General features: G+C 49.2%; 12 protein-coding genes and 1 pseudogene. 2 read left to right on the top strand and 11 right to left on the bottom strand.

The features are described from left to right. Together K334_RS15220 and ppdK are read right to left on the bottom strand one after the other, a co-directional pair. A pseudogene (locus K334_RS15220) lies at window positions 1–218 on the bottom strand (transposase); the annotation flags it as partial. Between the two features lie 234 nt (window positions 219–452). Then, window positions 453–3,173: a pyruvate, phosphate dikinase gene (gene ppdK, locus K334_RS0103070; RefSeq protein ID WP_025881192.1), complete on the bottom strand. Its 2,721-nt coding sequence runs from the start codon at window positions 3,171–3,173 to the stop codon at window positions 453–455. A 203-nt stretch (window positions 3,174–3,376) separates the two neighbouring features. On the opposite strand from ppdK, the gene rlmD reads away from it, so the two are divergent. Beyond that, complete coding sequence (gene rlmD / locus K334_RS0103075; RefSeq protein WP_027444493.1) at window positions 3,377–4,828, top strand: 23S rRNA (uracil(1939)-C(5))-methyltransferase RlmD; 1,452 nt, start codon at window positions 3,377–3,379, stop codon at window positions 4,826–4,828. A gap of 15 nt (window positions 4,829–4,843) precedes the next feature. Continuing rightward, complete coding sequence (locus tag K334_RS0103080; RefSeq protein WP_025881191.1) at window positions 4,844–5,971, top strand: porin; 1,128 nt, start codon at window positions 4,844–4,846, stop codon at window positions 5,969–5,971. Here K334_RS0103080 and K334_RS14725 read toward each other — a convergent pair. The 9 genes from K334_RS14725 to thrA all read right to left on the bottom strand — a co-directional run bounded on the left by K334_RS14725 (window position 5,961) and on the right by thrA (window position 18,003). Next, the gene (locus tag K334_RS14725) at window positions 5,961–6,176 is read right to left on the bottom strand and encodes a hypothetical protein (RefSeq protein WP_154655540.1); all 216 of its coding nucleotides are present in this window, start codon (window positions 6,174–6,176) and stop codon (window positions 5,961–5,963) included. The two genes, K334_RS0103080 and K334_RS14725, sit on opposite strands and share 11 nt — an antisense overlap. After that, window positions 6,157–6,828, bottom strand: coding sequence for a YggS family pyridoxal phosphate-dependent enzyme (locus K334_RS0103085; RefSeq protein WP_025881190.1), 672 nt, complete (start codon window positions 6,826–6,828; stop codon window positions 6,157–6,159). The genes K334_RS14725 and K334_RS0103085 overlap by 20 nt, the downstream gene beginning before the upstream one ends. 11 nt (window positions 6,829–6,839) lie before the next feature. Then, window positions 6,840–7,346: a DUF4494 domain-containing protein gene (locus tag K334_RS0103090; protein ID WP_027444494.1), complete on the bottom strand. Its 507-nt coding sequence runs from the start codon at window positions 7,344–7,346 to the stop codon at window positions 6,840–6,842. 466 nt (window positions 7,347–7,812) lie between these two features. Continuing rightward, window positions 7,813–8,928 (bottom strand): GH25 family lysozyme, encoded by a 1,116-nt coding sequence (locus tag K334_RS13415; RefSeq protein WP_238319001.1) that lies wholly within the window; start codon window positions 8,926–8,928, stop codon window positions 7,813–7,815. Between the two features lie 64 nt (window positions 8,929–8,992). Continuing rightward, on the bottom strand, window positions 8,993–10,024 hold the full coding sequence (locus K334_RS0103105) for a hypothetical protein (RefSeq protein WP_154655541.1): 1,032 nt from the start codon (window positions 10,022–10,024) through the stop codon (window positions 8,993–8,995). An 88-nt stretch (window positions 10,025–10,112) separates the two neighbouring features. Beyond that, window positions 10,113–12,581: a ferrous iron transport protein B gene (gene feoB, locus K334_RS0103110; protein ID WP_027444496.1), complete on the bottom strand. Its 2,469-nt coding sequence runs from the start codon at window positions 12,579–12,581 to the stop codon at window positions 10,113–10,115. Window positions 12,582–12,956: 375 nt separating this feature from the next. Then, window positions 12,957–14,291, bottom strand: a complete 1,335-nt coding sequence (thrC, locus tag K334_RS0103120; protein ID WP_025881186.1) for a threonine synthase — start codon at window positions 14,289–14,291, stop codon at window positions 12,957–12,959. Between the two features lie 23 nt (window positions 14,292–14,314). Beyond that, entirely contained in the window at window positions 14,315–15,556 is a 1,242-nt protein-coding gene (locus K334_RS0103125; RefSeq protein ID WP_025881184.1) for a cofactor-independent phosphoglycerate mutase, read from the bottom strand. A gap of 11 nt (window positions 15,557–15,567) precedes the next feature. Continuing rightward, window positions 15,568–18,003 carry a bifunctional aspartate kinase/homoserine dehydrogenase I gene (gene thrA / locus K334_RS0103130; protein ID WP_027444497.1) on the bottom strand — a complete coding sequence of 812 codons (2,436 nt, stop codon included), beginning with the start codon at window positions 18,001–18,003 and terminating at the stop codon, window positions 15,568–15,570. Window positions 18,004–18,078 lie beyond the last annotated feature (75 nt).

The following is an 18,078-nucleotide window of genomic DNA, read 5'->3' on the forward strand; positions in this document are numbered from 1 at the left end:
CCTCACCATAGCGTGTCTGCACTTGCTTAGGCATCTTGCCATTACGGCGGTTGCCTTTTGAGCGTTCATCAAGAGAGATGGGCTTCCATCTCACCTTCAAGGGCAGCATTCAAAATGCGTTCCAACATGGGTGCCAAAGCACCGTCCTTACCAAATAATGCTTCTCAGTTACGAAGCTGTTCCGCAGCTTTCTTGTAATTAATTTCTTTGTTGTCCATAAAAAATAAACTGTATAAAAATATTTCTTATTGTTGTCTGACACAGTTTACTTTGCACTCTCGTCTGCGGTAAGTCGCCCTGCCGCCTATGGTGTAAGTTTTGGTAAGTTTCAGCGTTCAAAAGTACACGGAAAGTGTGTACAAATGTGCATCCGTCCCTTTACGAAATTAGGCCGTAACCCTTGTTTTACCAAGGAGTTACAGCCTAATCGCCTGTAAATCATAGAAATCCGTTTATTCCTCTACACGTGCCTGGGCGGCAGCAAGGCGTGCAATGGGCACTCTGAATGGCGAGCAAGAGGCGTAGTTCATTCCTATTTTGGCACAGAACTTCACGGAACTAGGTTCACCGCCATGTTCTCCACAGATACCTGTTCTGATATTCGGACGAACCTTGTGGCCTTTCTCCACAGCCATCTTTATCAATTGGCCAACACCTTCTTGGTCAAGAACCTGGAATGGATCAACCTTCAAAATCTTCTTGTCAAGATATACAGGAAGGAAAGAAGCAATGTCGTCACGTGAATAACCGAATGTCATCTGCGTAAGGTCATTGGTTCCAAAAGAGAAATATTGCGCTTCGGAAGCAATCAAGTCTGCTGTCAGCGCAGCTCGTGGAATCTCAATCATTGTACCGATTTCGAAATCTAATTTGAATCCATACTCATCGAATGTTCGTCTGGCGCTCTTCAGGATGACAGCTTTCTGCTGACGGAATTCGGCAACGGTACCGATAAGCGGCACCATGATTTCCGGCTTGGGATTCTTGCCTTCTTTCTTCAATTCGCATGCCGCGCTGATGATGGCACGAGTCTGCATGGCCGTAATCTCAGGGAATGTGATTCCAAGGCGGCAGCCACGGTGTCCGAGCATAGGGTTGTTTTCCGCCAGTGAAGCGACACGGCGCTGGATGGTGGCGAGATCTACGCCCATTTCGTCAGCCATGACCTGCTGGCCTGCCAGATCGTGAGGAACAAATTCATGCAAGGGAGGATCCAGCAGACGTATGTTGACCGGCAGTCCGTCCATCGCTTCCAGGATTCCCTTGAAGTCTGCCTTCTGGTAAGGAAGTAATTTATTCAAAGCCTTCTCTCTTCCTTCAGGTGTATCAGACAAAATCATCTCACGCATGGCAATGATTTTTTTGTCATCAAAGAACATGTGCTCCGTTCGGGTGAGACCTATACCCTTGGCTCCGAAAGCTTTTGCAACACGCGCATCATGAGGAGTATCTGCATTCGTGCGTACTTGCAGTTTTGTGTATTTATCGCAAAGGTCCATCAGTTCTTTAAAGTCACCACTTAATTCTGCCGCCTTTGTTGGGACTTCACCCGCAAAGACTTGGCCTGTAGAGCCATTCAGCGAAATGTAGTCACCTTCTTTATACAAACGTCCGTCAATCTCTACGGTTTTATCCTTATAGCTGACATTGATACCTCCCGCGCCAGAGACACAGCATTTTCCCATGCCACGTGCTACAACTGCAGCGTGAGAGGTCATGCCTCCGCGTGCGGTGAGAATGCCTTCTGCGGCAGACATACCTGCAAGGTCTTCAGGTGATGTCTCAATTCTGACCAAAACCACCTTGTGTCCTTCCGCATGCCAAGCCTGTGCGTCATCCGCGTGGAAGACAATCTGGCCGGAGGCTGCACCAGGAGAAGCAGGGAGTCCCTGAGTGATGACCTTTGCCTTTTGCAGCGCCAACTTGTCAAATACCGGATGAAGGAGTTCATCCAATTTATTCGGCTCGCAGCGTTCAATTGCCGTTTTCTCATCAATCATTCCTTCATGCAGCAAATCGATGGCTATTTTAACCATTGCCGAGCCGGTACGCTTGCCGTTTCTGGTCTGCAGGAACCACAACTTCCCCTCTTGGACAGTGAATTCCATATCTTGCATATCACGATAGTGTTGCTCCAGTTTGTTCTGTATATCGTTGAGTTGTGCATAGATTTCGGGCATGGCTTCCTCCATTGACGGATATTTACTTGCGCGTTCTTCTTCAGTAATACCCGCTCTGTTGGCCCATCTCAAAGAACCGACTTTCGTAATCTGCTGCGGTGTGCGGGTTCCGGCTACGACATCTTCACCCTGTGCATTGACAAGATATTCACCATTGAACAAGTTCTCGCCATTACCGGCATCGCGGCTGAAGCAGACACCTGTAGCAGAGGTCTCGCCCATATTACCGAATACCATGGCCATGACGGAGACGGCAGTTCCCCATTCGTCGGGAATGCCTTCCATCTTTCTATAGAGAATGGCACGTTCATTCATCCAACTACGGAATACGGCACAAATCGCGCCCCACAGCTGTTCGATAGGGTCGTTGGGAAAGTCCTTGCCGGTTCTTGCCTTGATGGCTTCCTTGAACAGGCGAACCAGTTTCTGCAATTCTTCTACAGTGAGATCTTTATCCAATTTGATTCCTCGCTCTGCTTTTACAGATTCTATAATCTCTTCAAACGGGTCTATATCTTCTTTGTTCTCAGGCTTCATTTCCAACACGACATCGCCATACATCTGTACGAAGCGGCGGTAGGAATCATATACAAAATGAGGATTATTCGTCTTGGCAACCATTCCTTCTGCGACTTCATCATTAAGTCCGAGGTTAAGAATGGTATCCATCATTCCCGGCATGGAGGCACGTGCGCCGGAACGAACACTTACCAAAAGAGGGTTGGTCGCGTCGCCGAATTTCGAGTTCATCAAGTTTTCGATATGCTTGACAGCCTCATCCACTTCCCCTCGAAGCACTTCGACGATTTTCTCTTGTCCTATTTTATAATATTCATTACAGCAATCCGTCGTAATCGTAAAGCCGGGAGGCACAGGCACTCCTATCAAATTCATCTCTGCCAGGTTGGCTCCTTTGCCACCCAGTTGCTTACGCATTTGCGCATTACCCTCAGCCTTACCATTACCAAAGGTATATACTCTTTTTACCGTCATAATAGATTTGATGTCGTTTTAATTAATACTCTTTTGTGATGCAAATATATAGGTTTTCTTAGAGATGGGCAAGCTTTTACTTCGGAAATTGCCATGTCCACATTACATTTAGCCGTGTTTGCGTGCACGGAGGGTAATTTATTAACGCCAAGAGGCAGGTAGTTGCTGTATTTTTAGTAGTTTTGTGCATTAATTAAATGGATATGACAAGGAAGAAAAAGCCGTTTCCCATCTTGGAAGATATAGAAATAACCGATATAGCAGCAGAGGGAAAGTCTCTGGCACGGGTCGACGACATGGTCGTGTTTGTGCCCTATGCGGTTCCGGGAGACATAGTAGACTTGCAGATATTAAAGAAGAAGCATCACTATTGCGAAGCTTCTGTTGTAAAATACAAGAAATTCAGTGAGAAACGGGCCACGCCCCCGTGCGAACATTTTGGTATTTGTGGTGGATGCGCGTGGCAGATTCTGCCGTATGAGGAACAACTCAAAGCCAAACAACAACAAGTAAAAGACCAACTCACCAGGATTGCCAAAGTGGAACTGCCTGAAATCAATCCCATTTTGGGTTCTGTCAAGCAGTTTGAATACAGAAACAAGATAGAATTCGGCTGCAGCAACAAGCGTTGGTTTACACGCGGCGAGCTTGACAATATGCCTCCCAAGTCCGATGAGGGGCCTCAGCTCAGGGCCGACGCCTCTGCAAACAACGCCATAGGCTTTCATATACGTGGGGCATTTGACAAGATTTATCCCATCCATAAGTGTCATTTGATGGAAGACTTGCACAATGAGATAAGGAATTTCATTGATGAAACAGCCAATCAAATGCACATGTCTTTTTATGATATACGTGCGCAACATGGAATGCTCCGCGACATTATGATAAGGAACAGCAATACCGGCGAGTGGATGGTGTTGATACAGTTCCACTACGACACACCGGAAGACATCCATGCCGGGCAGGCTTTGCTGGAGCAGGTTGCTACCCGATTCCCCCAAATCTCTTCACTCTTATACGTTGACAACCAGAAAGGCAACGACACCTTTAATGATTTGGAGATTCAAACCTACAGGGGGAAGGACTTCATCTATGAAGAGATGGAAGAACTCCGCTTCAAGGTTGGAGTCAAAAGTTTCTACCAGACCAATACGGAACAAGCCTATCGGCTCTACAGTGTTGCCCGCGACTTTGCGTCCTTGACGGGCGACGAACTCGTTTACGACCTCTATACCGGCACTGGTACGATTGCTAATTTCGTGGCGAAAGAGGCGAAGCAAGTAATAGGAATCGAGTATGTGGAAGACGCTATTGAGGATGCGAAGGTCAACAGCCAAATCAATCAGATTTCCAACACCTTGTTTTATGCGGGCGACATGAAAAATATTCTCACATCGGATTTCGTGGCCGAGCATGGCCGACCGGACGTGATTATCACCGACCCTCCCCGTGCCGGCATGCACCCGGACGTGGTCAATGTCATTCTGAATGCCGAACCGCAGAGAATTGTCTATGTCAGTTGCAATCCGGCGACGCAAGCCCGCGATTTGGCACTGCTGGATCAGAAGTACAGCGTTGGGAAAGTGCAGCCGGTTGACATGTTCCCCCATACTCCCCATGTAGAAAACGTGGTACTCTTGGTGAAGAAGTAATTCAATTTTATCATTATGAAAAAAGTTATATTAACAGCCTTGGTAGCTGTATCATTAACAACACAGGCTCAAGAGAAGAAAGCTTCCTGGTTCAACAATGTCAAACTCTCCGGCTATGGAATGACGCAATATCAATACAGCAGCCGGGAAAACGACAAGTCCAACACTTTCAACCTGCGCATGTTCAGGCTGGCGTTGGACGGCAGAATTATGGACGAGTTCTATTGGAAAGCTCAAGTCCAATTGAATGGCAACACCTCTACGTTGGGCAGCAGTCCCCGCGTTGTCGATTTGTTTGCAGAATGGCAACGATATTCGGCTTTTAGAGTGAAAATCGGACAATTCAAACGCCCGTTCACCTTTGAGAATCCCATCCATCCCATCACACAAGGTTTTATAAGCTATTCACAAAACGTTCTGAAGTTGGTGGGAATGAGTGACAGAACGGGCGAACATGCCAGCAATGGCCGTGATCTGGGTGTCCAGATTCAAGGTGATTTTCTGCCTAATGCGGAAGGGCGCAATATTCTTCATTATCAATTAGGCGTGTTCAACGGACAGGGAACAAACACCAAAGACGTTGACCAGCGCAAAGATGTCATCGGCGGCATTTGGGTGGCTCCCATCAAAGGACTGCGCCTTGGAGTGTTCGGATGGGAAGGTAGCGCCGCACGCAAGGGGACATGGACTGACGAAAACGGCAACAGCCATTCGGGCGTGCGCTCACTCCCCAAACACCGCTATGCCATCAGTGGCGAATATTTGTGCAACGACTGGACTTTCCGCTCCGAATACGTCCATTCCACGGGCAAGGCTTTCTCTACGACGATAAACAATTTCAATGATGACAACAGCAAGAATTGCAACTTGAGCAAAAACGGCGAAAAGGCTGATGGCTATTATGCGTTGGTGATCGCTCCTGTCATTCAGAAAAAACTGCACGCCAAGGCCAGATATGACGTGTATCGTCCGAAAGCCGAATGGGCTACCGCCAAGACTTATTATGAAGTGGGACTTGACTATGAGTTCCATCCCAACTTCCAGATAAACCTGGAATACGCGCGCGTCAACGACAAGTCGGTCTCTGCCTTGACAAAGCATAGCTACAACATGGTGGATGTAGAAGTGGACTTTAAATTTTAAAGCTCAACAAAGGACGATGAAAGACATCGGCTCCACAGCCATCACCATCATCACCATTACCACCACCTGCCGGAAGTGGGAGGCATGAGCAAAACGGCATGATATAAAAAAAGAATGGTTGGAATCCTACAAAGTCAGATTCCAACCATTTTTTATTTTCTGCGTCTTTTTTAGAGGCTGCCCCCTTAATATTGTCGTTCACCAAAGATAGAAGTTCCTATCCTGACCATTGTAGCCCCGTGTTCGAGGGCCAATCTGTAGTCGTGGCTCATGCCCCAGGACTTTTGGCAGAAGCTGTCTTGCGCTGCAAAATACTTGCTTTTCAGTTCCATGAAGAATGAATCGACCTCGTCAAACTCACGAGCCACTTGCTCCTGGTCGCCTACGTTCGACGCAATGGTCATCAGTCCGCAGATTTCAATGTGGGACAATGCTTTCCACGAACCGTCTTCCAAGAGTGCCCGACATGCTTCCGGCGTGAGTCCCGACTTCGTATCTTCGGCCGCTACCTTGACTTCCAACAGCACCTTTACCACCTTATTCAATTTAGTGGCCTGTCGGTCTATCTCGATAAGAAGTTTCAAGCTGTCCACCGACTCTATCAGAGAGATATACGGTACGATGTATTTCACCTTGTTGGTCTGAAGATGTCCGATGAAATGCCATTCGATATCTTTGGGCAAGGCCTCAACTTTCTGGCGCAATTCCTGTTCGCGACTCTCACCGAAGATACGTTGTCCAGCATCATAGGCAGCCTTTATGGAACTTATCGGGTGAAACTTGCTCACAGCCACCAGCTTGGTATTCGCAGGCAGGTCTTTCCGAATTTCGTTCAGATTGGAAGCAATGTCTGTCATTCTTACTCTATTTAAACCTCTTCGCTTTTCTCCTCGTATTCAGGAACATCGTTTTTCTCCTTCTTCTGTGCTGCGGATTTGTGTTCAAAGACGTCCATGATCTGTGTTTCCTGGATGGCGCTGATTACATAGTCAATCATCGTTCCCCCCATCACTTCGTCTATGTGCTTCACTGCTACAGGCAAACTGCCGGCCTGAACCAAGTAGGTGACGGTGGAGCGCTTTTCTTTTTCCGTCTTTTCGTCTATCGTAATGAATTGGAGTTTGGCCTTGTACCATTTATCATCATTGTCGGCGTCGCTGAAAAAAATCTCTCCATAGCCTGCCATCTTGATATCCCTGACCTTGAAATCGCCTGTGATGTAGGTGGACATCTCTTCTATAATGGCGTTCTCAGCTTCCGTAAAGCTCAACGCGTCAACGACATATTGTTCGGTGACCATCTTTTGAGCACCGTCTTCCATCATTTTTTCATAACGAATCTTGGTCTCAAACCAAGTGCTTGTTCTACTTCTCATTTGTATCTCCATTATTGTTATTGCAAGGCAAAATTACCAATTAAATCTTGAAACTCAAAAATTATCATCCCTTGAAATCATGGCAAGACTTGCATTTGCCGACATTGCCGGCACAGGAACATGAAGGAGGGCGTTGAAGACGCTGATGAAACATGTTTCTCAAAAGCATTTCACAATAAAAACACCCGCTTTCATAGGGGCGTTATTCGAGGATAAATTGTAAACAAAAAAAATTGATTGTCTCACGACAACCAATCTTTATTAACCTTAATAATCTAATACCATGAAAAACACAATGCAAAGTTACTCTTTTATATAGATTATGCAAGCGTTTTGCATGATAAAAGACGTAAAATAAACATTAATTAATTATCTTGCAAGCCTATTTAATAGTTCTTTGCAAAATAACGCTTTGCCATCGTGTTGGAATGGATGGCAACGAGTCCGAAACGAACATGGAAGCGCATTACCATATCTGCCCAATATACTCATTCCATTCATCCCGATAGCCATTGAAAACATTAATATCCACTTCGCCATGTATGCCCTGCACTCTTCCGTCGGGGCACAATTGCCAATAAATCAGCTTCACATCAGGTTTGTATTCGCCATAGCGAGCTATCCAAACACGATAATGATGCTTCAAGTCCTGTGCCTTGGAGAGATGGCGATTGACGAACGACTGGCTGATATAAAGTATCGGCCTGACTCCCCAAGCAGAATGGACATGGTTCAACCACTGACGAACACCTTTAAACAAAGCTTCAATGCCGCCTGCTTTTACAATCTGCCTGTCCGAGGGTTCCACATCCAGCACAGGTGGCAGGTCGCCTGCCTTGTAATGCGAATGCTTCAGGAAGTGCTTTGCTTGCGCCAGGGCGGGGGAGGTTGTAGAATAAAAATGATACGTTCCCACTCTGAATCCGTGCTTTCGGGCCTGCTTGTAGTCGGCGGGATAAAAAACATTCCTCAACGACTTCCCTTCCGTACTCTTGATATAGATGAAAGAAATAGGGTAGTTGACCTTCCCCGTTATCTTTTTCTTGCTGAGCGTGCCCAAATGTATAATCCTCAAGGCAGACCAATTGATGGGGTAGTGCTTTTTTTTGATGACATGCTGATATTTTGAAATGTCAATGCCGTAAATGCGTTCAGATGTATAATTCAGCCTTTCACCCTTGAATATGCCATCTTTCCATTCACCGACTTTGAGATGATTGTGCCTGGTCATGGAGAAACCAAATCCGTCGGCCACGTCATTCTGCCATCTGCCTTCATATTCAAATCCGTTGGCAGCGCGGTAGATGCCATGCCCCCAAGCCAATCCTTGTGCGTTCATTTCACCTACATAGACACCATCTCCATCCGTTCGACAGCCGGAATAAAGAGAATCTCGCCTGAATTTGCCTTGAATCACCCGGCCTTTCGCGTCTGTCATACGTCCGGTTCCTTCGCGCATACCCTTCTTCCAGTAGCCGACATACAGCATGCTGTCGCCACGCATCAACCGACCGAAGCCATCGGGTTTCCCCGAAACGGTCTCGCCTTGGTAAACATCAGCCTTTCCCAGGTGTATGACCATATAGTCCTTTGTTTTGAGTTTAGGGGCGCATGAAGTCAAAAAGATGGCAGAGAATACCAGGAGTTTATGGATTTTCATCATTGTCGAGTTTCAAAAGTAGTTCCAGTTCTTCACGATAAACAATCGTATTCCCTAATTTCATTCCAAGAAAAGTGCCCATACTTGTAAAAACGGGGTGCCCGTCTTTCATCAAGCAGTCGGAAAAATCATGACGCCCGCCCTTCAATGTCCCATCCATCAATACACCATACGACTTTCCAGAAGGGTTTTCCTGGACAGAAGCACCGACAACTTCGACTTCATCTTCCCCCATAGCGCCCCAAGGCAAGATGGTCAGAGCCTGAGCCTGTTTGGGCGTCTCGCCTGATACCGATTGCAGCAAGGCGTATTTCCTGTTCCGGGAATATCCCAGCAGGTCAAGCGGACACGACCGCCATTGTCCGTCTTTGTCCATATAGCTTGCCGAAAAAACATCTTTGCGTGTCATCGTCAGTGTCGCGTGGCTGCTTATATCCTCCAATCTTCCCAAGACTGTCGCCACTGTGTCGATTTTGGCATGCAGTCGCGTGGCATATTTGGCAACCATGTCGTACCCTTCATCCTGCACGCCATGCACGCGCAGATAATACCTAAGTTCCATCTGCTTGCTTCGCATATTCCGCAAGGAAGCTTTCAGGTAGTCGATTTCCTTTTTCAGAAAGAGACGGGTGTTCTCTTGTATAGGAATGATATCGGAGAAGTCCTTGGTTGCCACCATCACTTTCCCCCGACAACTCGGAAACAAGCTGTTGGCGCTAATCCAAAAACCGCCTGTTTCATATCTGGCGGCATGGGCAGAGTCCTCGGAAAAGGCCAGTCCACGCATCGTGGAGTCCTTGTCAAATCGGGAAAAAACGACGACGGGGCGAGAGTCGGCGTAAAGGACGAAGTAAGAATCACGCCGGACCAGGGTCAAGCTGCGCTTGATCTGTTGCTCGTTGCAAGGCCAATACGCCCAAGTCACCCAAGCGACTACAGCCACCAGTCCCACGAGCAAGCTGCCGTTGACCCACCGCCTGCCGAAGAGTCGCTTGAACAGAGATTTGTTTTTGATCATATTAATAATAAGGTGGGGCATGACAGTCCCGTCGATGTATGAAAACATTCGGGCGTCTACAGCCCTCTGCTACACGCAAGTGGCCCCGTCAAATGAACAACGACCCCACTTGGAATACGATTCCGCTCACCAGCCAAGCCAAAAGTGTCGTATATCCAGCTGCAAAAAGCGCCCATTTCCAGCTGCCGGTCTCGCCTTTGATGGCTGCAATCGTCGCGATGCAAGGAAAATAAAGCAGCACGAACAGTAGGAAACAGAACGCTGTCAGCGTGGCCACAGGCTCCGCCGCGGTTCTGTCTATCTGATGCAGGGCGGCTATGTCTCCGACCATTTGCCTGTGCAAGGTCTCGTATTTTCCGCCGTCGTCATTATAGCCACTGTCGTCGCCGAAGCTGTCGTTGCCACTATACAACACGCCCATCGTGCTGGCGACAATCTCCTTTGCGCCGACACCCGCAACAAGGCCGACATCCAGCTTCCAGTCGAATCCCTGGAGTTTGAAAACGGGCTCGATGGCCTTGCCCATTCTGCCGATGTAGCTCTGTTCCTGTTGCTGTTGCGGAGTGAGTTGGTCGTCGTGAGGGAAGTAGCCCAAAGCCCATACGATGATACTGGCCACCAGAATAATGCCTCCCATCTTCTTGAGATATTGCTTCCCCTTCTCCCAAGTGTGGCGTCCCATAGCCTTCCACGTGGGGAAACGATAGGGTGGAAGCTCCATCACAAAGGGCGTATCTTCGCCTTTCACGACCGTCCGGCTAAGCAACTTGCTCATGACCACCGCCATGAGCACGCCAATCATGTAGAGGAGCATAAGCACCAGGGAGCGGTATTTCAACGCGAAGAACGAACCCGTAATCATGATGTAAATGGGCAGTCGGGCCGAGCAACTCATAAAGGGCAGTATCATCATCGTGATGATGCGCGACCGACGGCTCTCGATGGTGCGGGTTGCCATGACCGCCGGCACGTTGCAGCCGAATCCCATGATGAGCGGTATGAACGACTTGCCATGAAGGCCCATCTTGTGCATCAACTTGTCCATGATAAAGGCGGCCCTTGACATATAGCCGCTGTCTTCCATGAAAGAGATGAAGAAATAGAGTATCATGATCTGTGGCAGAAAGACGATGACCGAACCGACACCGCCCAGGACACCGTCTATCAGCATGGCTTTCACAGGCCCGTCGGGCAAGCTGCCGCTGATGAATTTGCCCAGCAGGACCACGCCGGCCTCAATCCAATCCATCGGATACTGGCCAATGACGAACGTCACGGAAAACATGATGAAGAGCATGAAGAAGAATATGGGAAAGCCCACATACTTGTTGGTGATGATTTTGTCCAGCAGATGTGTCATCTGGTATGTGTCTTTCTTGTTGCCCGTCTGGTAGCCGGCTTCTTTCAGCGCGCCGTGGATGAAGCCGTACTTGGCGTCCATGATGGCCGTCTCGCTGTCGTCTCCGGTCTCTTCCTTCACGCGTTGCGCGGCAATGTCCCGATGTTCCATGATTTCCTTGGCATCGGGCAGCTTCGATACATAATCCTCCACGTCCTTGTCTCTTTCCAGCAACTTGATGGCCAGGTAGCGGGTGGAGTAGCGTTCGCGCAGATTCACTTCCTTCTTCAGGTGCTCTTGTATCTCCGCTATGCCGTTTTCAATTTCATGCCCGTGGTTGATGTGGATATGCCGAAAGTGCGGATCGGTGTCCTCCACGCTTTCGTACATTTTGATGATGGCGCGAAACAAATCGTCGACACCCTTGCCGGTCGTGAATATCGTGGGAACCATCGTCACGCCGAACAGTTCGCCCAATTTGTCGAAGTCCACGTGGTCTCCACGTTGCATGGACTCGTCGAACATGTTGAGCGCACAGACCATCCTGACGTGCATGTCTATCAGTTGGGTTGTCAGATAAAGGTTCCGCTCCAGATTGCTCGTGTCAATCACGTTGACGATGACATCGGGCGTCTTGTCGACTATCTGCTTGCGTACATACAGCTCTTCGGGCGAATAGGCTGAAAGACTGTAAGTGCCCGGCAGGTCGACGATATCGAACTCGTAGCCCTCGAAACTGGCGTGGCCGACCTTTGCGTCCACGGTGACGCCGCTATAGTTGCCGACCCGTTCATGAGCACCCGACGCAAAGTTGAAGAAAGACGTCTTGCCACAATTGGGATTGCCCACGAGCGCGATGTTGATGGTGTGGCTTTTCTCCTTGGCAACGCTTTCCAGGAGCCTGTCTGTCTCGTCGATTGCATGGATTTCAGACTTTCCCGGAGCTGCTGCCGCGTCCGCCACGTGCGACGAGCGTTCGAGCGTTTTGGCCTCCTGCTCGGAAACCACTTCTATCTTGTCGGCCTCGGAGTGGCGGAGCGACACTTCGTAGCCCATGATTTTGTACTTCACGGGGTCCTGTAGGGGGGCATTCAGCAAGACCGTCACTTTCTTGCCTTTGATGAATCCCATTTCGACGACACGCTTTCTGAAGCCTCCATGTCCGGTCACCTTGACGATAATGCCGTGTTCGCCGGTTTTTAATTCAGATAATTTCATGACATTTACAGCATTGGCGAGATAGAAAAAAGCTCTATCTTCACCTTACTTGTTGATAACTTGCAAAGTTATTTCACCTTACTTATTTATAACTTGCAAAGTTATAAAAAAGGCATTGACGGCGATTGGTTTTGTCTGGATAATTTCAGAAATACCTACTAATGGTGATGTTGGGGGGATTTCGTGTGCAATTGAGTTTCAAAAGAGCTGCGCCTGGTTTCCAAAAGCAGCCATTTAGCGAACTGAAAGCTGTGCTTTTACAAAGCCAAAGCGGTCTTTTTACAAAGCCAAAGCTGTCCTTTTACATCACAACAGGACAGCTTTGAGTTTGTAAAAGCACAGCTGTGTTCAGACAAGAGTGTAAAGCAAACTGTGTCAGACCGTTGCCTTGGCGAACAGCAACGCCTTGAAATCTTCAAAGTTGTTGGCAAGCGGCAAACTGAGTTTACTTCCCTTCATGAAGTCCTGCAAACGATCAGGCATTTGGATGTCCGTCCGCAGTATGTCGTCGACCGTCTCTTTGAACTTTGCCGGATGGGCGGTCTCCAGGAATATTCCCAACTCACCCTCTTTCAAATCTTCTTTCAAGGCCAGATAGCCACAAGCGCCATGCGGATCCAAGACGTAGCCGCAGGAGTTGTAGCAACTTCGGATGGCTTCTTTGATCATGTCGTCGGTATAGGTCGCGCCATGGACGTCCTTTTTCACTGCTTCCCATGAATGCTTGTACAGTTCAAGGATTCTGGCGAAATTGCTCGGCGCACCTACATCCATGGCGTTGGCTATCGTCGGTATGCTGGGTTGGGGCTGGTATACGCCTGTTTTCAGATATTTGTAGAATACGTCGTTGGCATTGTTGGCCGCAATGAAGCGCTTGACGGGTAGTCCCATCCGCTTGGCGAAGAGGCCTGCCGTGATGTTTCCGAAGTTTCCCGACGGCGTGCAGAATACCACTTTATTGTCTATATCTTCCTTGGAGAGCCGCTTCAATTGGGCATACGCGTAGAAATAATAAAACGCCTGCGGCAGGAATCTCGCTACGTTGATGGAGTTGGCGCTCGTGATTTGAATCTCTTGATTGAGGTCATCGTCCATGAACGCCTGCTTGACGAGCGCCTGACAATCATCGAAAGTGCCATCAACTTCAATGGCGGTGATGTTCTTTCCCAAGGTCGTGAATTGACTTTCCTGGATTTTGCTGACCTTTCCTTTGGGGTAGAGAACGAATACATGGATTCCGTCTACGCCCAGAAAGCCATTGGCCACGGCCGACCCTGTGTCGCCGGAGGTCGCCACCAGCACGTTCGTCTGCCCCGTCTTGCCTTGCTCAGCCCTTTCCTTTCGGATGAAATGCTGCAAGGTTCTGGCCATGAAACGGGCTCCCACATCTTTAAACGCCAAGGTAGGCCCGTGAAACAGTTCCAAAGTGTAGATGTCATCCTCAATGTTGACGACGGGACAATCGAAGTTGAGGGTTTCTTCGACAATCTTTTTCAGCTCATTTGGAGCGATGTCCTGCCCGAAAAAGCAACGCGCCACTTCAAATGCAATCTCGTGAAAAGAATGGTTTTCCATCGTTTCAATAAAGGAAGGCTGCAATGGAAGGATTGTTTCAGGCATATAGAGTCCCTTGTCTTCCGCCAGTCCTTTGAGAATCGCTTTCTCCAGGGAGGCGACGGGAGCCTTGTGTTCTGTGCTATAGTAGTTCATAACCGATTCTTATATTCATTTTGTCAAACGTTCATAAATGTTTGCATGAATTGCTCCAGCTTCAACAGTCCAAGTGAGCCATCCATACAACTTGATTCATCAAAAGTCTGGACCGTATCGGCCGCCATTCCTTTGTGCCAGATGAGGAAAGGAACGGGCTCGTTCACGTGCGTCCTGATTTCGACCGGGGTGGGGTGGTCGGGTAAAACGGCGATGCAGACGGGTTCTTTCCAAGCTTCCACCTCTTCAAACACAGGCTTGACGATTCTTTGATCCAACGCTTCGATTGTTTGAAGTTTCAAGTCCAGGTCGCCGTCGTGCCCTGCTTCGTCGCTGGCTTCTATATGAAGGAACACGAAATCCTTGCGTTTCAGTTCGTCGATGGCGGCCTCAACCTTCCCTTCATAATTCGTGTCGGCCAATCCGGTGGCCCCTTCCACCTTGATGATTTCCAGTCCGGCATAATGCCCAATGCCCCTGATCAGGTCGACGGCGCTGATTACGCTGCCGCTTTTGATAGTCGGAAACATTTCCATCAGTGTCTTCATCGAAGGGCGATAGCCGCCTCCCCAGGGCCAAACGCAATTTGCGGGGCGCTTCCCCAGTGCCGTTCGACGTTGGTTATAAGGATGATTGTCAAGAAGTTCGCGGCTTCGGATAATCAATCGGTTCAGCAGTTCGGCGGTTTCTTGCGCGGATATTCTGCCCGGTTCGCTGCGTGTTTCCCAACCTGGCTCTGGCTTTACCAGCAATTGTTGCCAAGGTTCGTTCGGATGGTCGTGTGGGGGAGCGCACATGATGTGCTTGCTTCCATTTTTGACGATCAAGAGATGACGGTATTGAATGCCCGTGATGAAGCGCACCCGGTCGTCGCCCAACTTTTCATTCAGGTGGCGAATGAGCGTGTCGCCGTTGTCCGTTGTGATGTTTCCACCATTGTGGGTTTGAATCACGTCGTTCTCCAGCGTAATCAGGTTGCACCGCAATGCCAAGTCTTCCGGTCTCATTTCATAGCCTATGCTGGCCGCCTCCAACGGCCCTCTGCCTTCATAAACTTCATGAAGGTCATAACCTAAAATTGCAGTGTTGGCCACTTCCGAGCCAGGGTGGAATCCGTCGGGAATCGTGACGAGCCTGCCTGTCTTCCCTTTTCGGGCCAGCATGTCCATGAAAGGGGTCTTCGCAAACTGCAGCGGCGTCTTGCCATGAAGCCTTGCAACGGCATGGTCGGCCATCCCGTCGCCTAAGATGATGATATGTTTCATGTTTTTTCCGCTTAAATGTTGGCTATACTCATGATATTGGCAAACACGCCTGCCGCCGTTACGCTGGCACCGGCTCCATAGCCTTGAATCTGCATCGGATATTCTTTGTAGCGTTCCGTTGTCAGAAGCACGATGTTGTTGGAACCTTCCAGGTTGTAGAACGGGTGCTCGCTGTCCATCGTCTTCAACGCAACGGAGGTTCGGCCATGATCCATGGTCGCCACGAACCGCCATCTCTTGCCTTCCGCTTCCAGCTTTAGGCGTTTCTCTTCAAACTCTTTGTCCAAAGTGGGCAGGCGCTTCCAGAACTCTTCAAGGGTGCTTGCAAAGAAGGCGGCCGGAATGAGCATGTTCTTTTCCACGTCGGACAATTCCACTCGATACCCCGCCTCACGGCTCAGAATCACCAGTTTTCTGACGACGTCAGTACCACTAAGGTCTATTCGGGGGTCGGGTTCGGAATATCCCTGCTCCTTGGCCTGCCGGACAGCCTCAGAGAAAGGCACACCTTGCGACAGCGCATTGAAGATGAAGTTCAATGTTCCGCTCAATATGGCCTCGATCTTGAGAATCTTGTCGCCTGAATGCTTGAGGTCGTTGATGGTGCCGATGATGGGAAGGCCGGCCCCGACGTTCGTTTCAAATCGGAAAAGGACGCCTCTTTTCAGCGCAGTCTGCTTCAAGCGCGCGTATTTCTCATATTCGCTGGAAGCCGCTATCTTGTTGGCTGCGATGATACTGATGTTGTGTTCCAGGAAATCCTGGTACAAACCAGCGATCTCTTTGCTGGCCGTGCAGTCGACGAACACGCTGTTGAAGATGTTCATCTTCAGTATATTGGCCTTCAACTTCTCGGGGGTGCTCGGCTCGGCTTGGTCCAACAAGGCGCGATAATTGTTGAAATCAATTCCGTCACGGTCGAAAACGGCCTTTTGAGAGCTGGCTATTCCCACGATGTTCAGCTTGAGACGCGACCGTTCTTTCAGTTCGTCATACTGGCTCTTGATTTGCTCTATCAGCTTTCCGCCCACTGTTCCGACTCCGCAGATGAAAAGATTCAGCACCTTGTATTCCGACAGGAAGAACGAGTCGTGCAGCACATTGAGCGACTTTCGCAAGGAGGTGCCTTCCACAACGAACGAGATGTTGGTCTCGGACGCGCCTTGCGCGCACGCAATTACGCTGATACCGCTGCGGCCGAGCGTACCGAAAAGCTTGCCGGCTATGCCCGGCGTGTGCTTCATGTTCTCACCGACAATGGCGATGGTGGCCAATCCGCTTTCCGCGTGCATTGGGAACATGGCACCCGTTTCAATCTCTTTTTCATACTCCCGGTTCAACACTTCGACCGCCCTCTCTGCATCCTGGTCTCTGACACCGATGGAAGTGGAGTTCTCCGATGACGCCTGCGACACCATGAACACGCTGATTCCATTGGCGGCCAACGTCGTGAATATCCGACGGTTCACACCTCTTACGCCCACCATCGACAGTCCCGTCACTGTGATGAGGGTCGTCCCGCTGATACTCGAAATGCCTTTGATGGGCTTGCGGTCGTTCTCCACTTTCTGCTTGATGACCGTTCCGGGATTTGTCGGATTGAAGGTGTTCTTCACCTTGATGGGAATGTTCTTGACGCAGACGGGGTAAATCGTCGGAGGATAGACCACCTTGGCGCCAAAGTTGCACAGCTCCATGGCCTCTATGTAGCTCAGTTCGTTGATGGTATAAGCGGTTTTGATGACTTTGGGGTCCGCTGTCATGAAGCCGTCGACGTCTGTCCATATCTCCAGACATTCGGCGTCGAGCGCGGCCGCGATGATGGCTGCCGTGTAGTCCGAGCCTCCCCGCCCCAGGTTTGTCGTCCGTTCCGTCGTCTTGTCTCTGCTGATGAATCCCGGAACGAGCGATATGTGGGGCAGGTCGCTGAATGTTTTTTTAACGAGCCTGTAGGTCAATTCACTGTCAAGTGTATGCTTTTCGTTGACCCGTTCGGTCTTGATGAAGGTGCGCGAGTCGAACCATCTGGCACCTCTGATGAGTGTCGCCACGATGTTTGAGCTGAGACGTTCGCCATAACTGACGATGGCATCTTGTGTCTTTTCGCTCAAATCATGGATGAGGTATACGCCGAAATAAATGCTTTTCAGCTGGTCGAGGAGCGAATCCACCACATTAAAGAGGTTTTCTCGGCTTGAAGGGTCTGAAATGATGGCGTCGATCATTTGGTGGTGACGGTCGACCATCGCGTCGAACTCCGTTTTCCAGCCCTGGTCTCCATTCAGTGCCAGTTGCGCCGTGTAGAGCAACTTGTCTGTTATGCCACCAAGTGCGCTCACAACGACGATCACCGATTGTTGACGAGCCTCGTTTTCTACAATTTTCTTCAAGCTTAGAATGCTTTTGACGGAACCAACGGATGTTCCTCCGAATTTCAATACTTTCATCTCTTTAATGTTTTAATGTTCTTCCCCTTGACGAATGGGGTGTTCAATGGCCAAGCAAACTTGTAGAAATTCGGA

Origin of the sequence: Segatella baroniae DSM 16972 = JCM 13447, from assembly GCF_000426585.1 — a bacterium.
Taxonomy (GTDB): Bacteria; Bacteroidota; Bacteroidia; order Bacteroidales; family Bacteroidaceae; genus Prevotella; species Prevotella baroniae.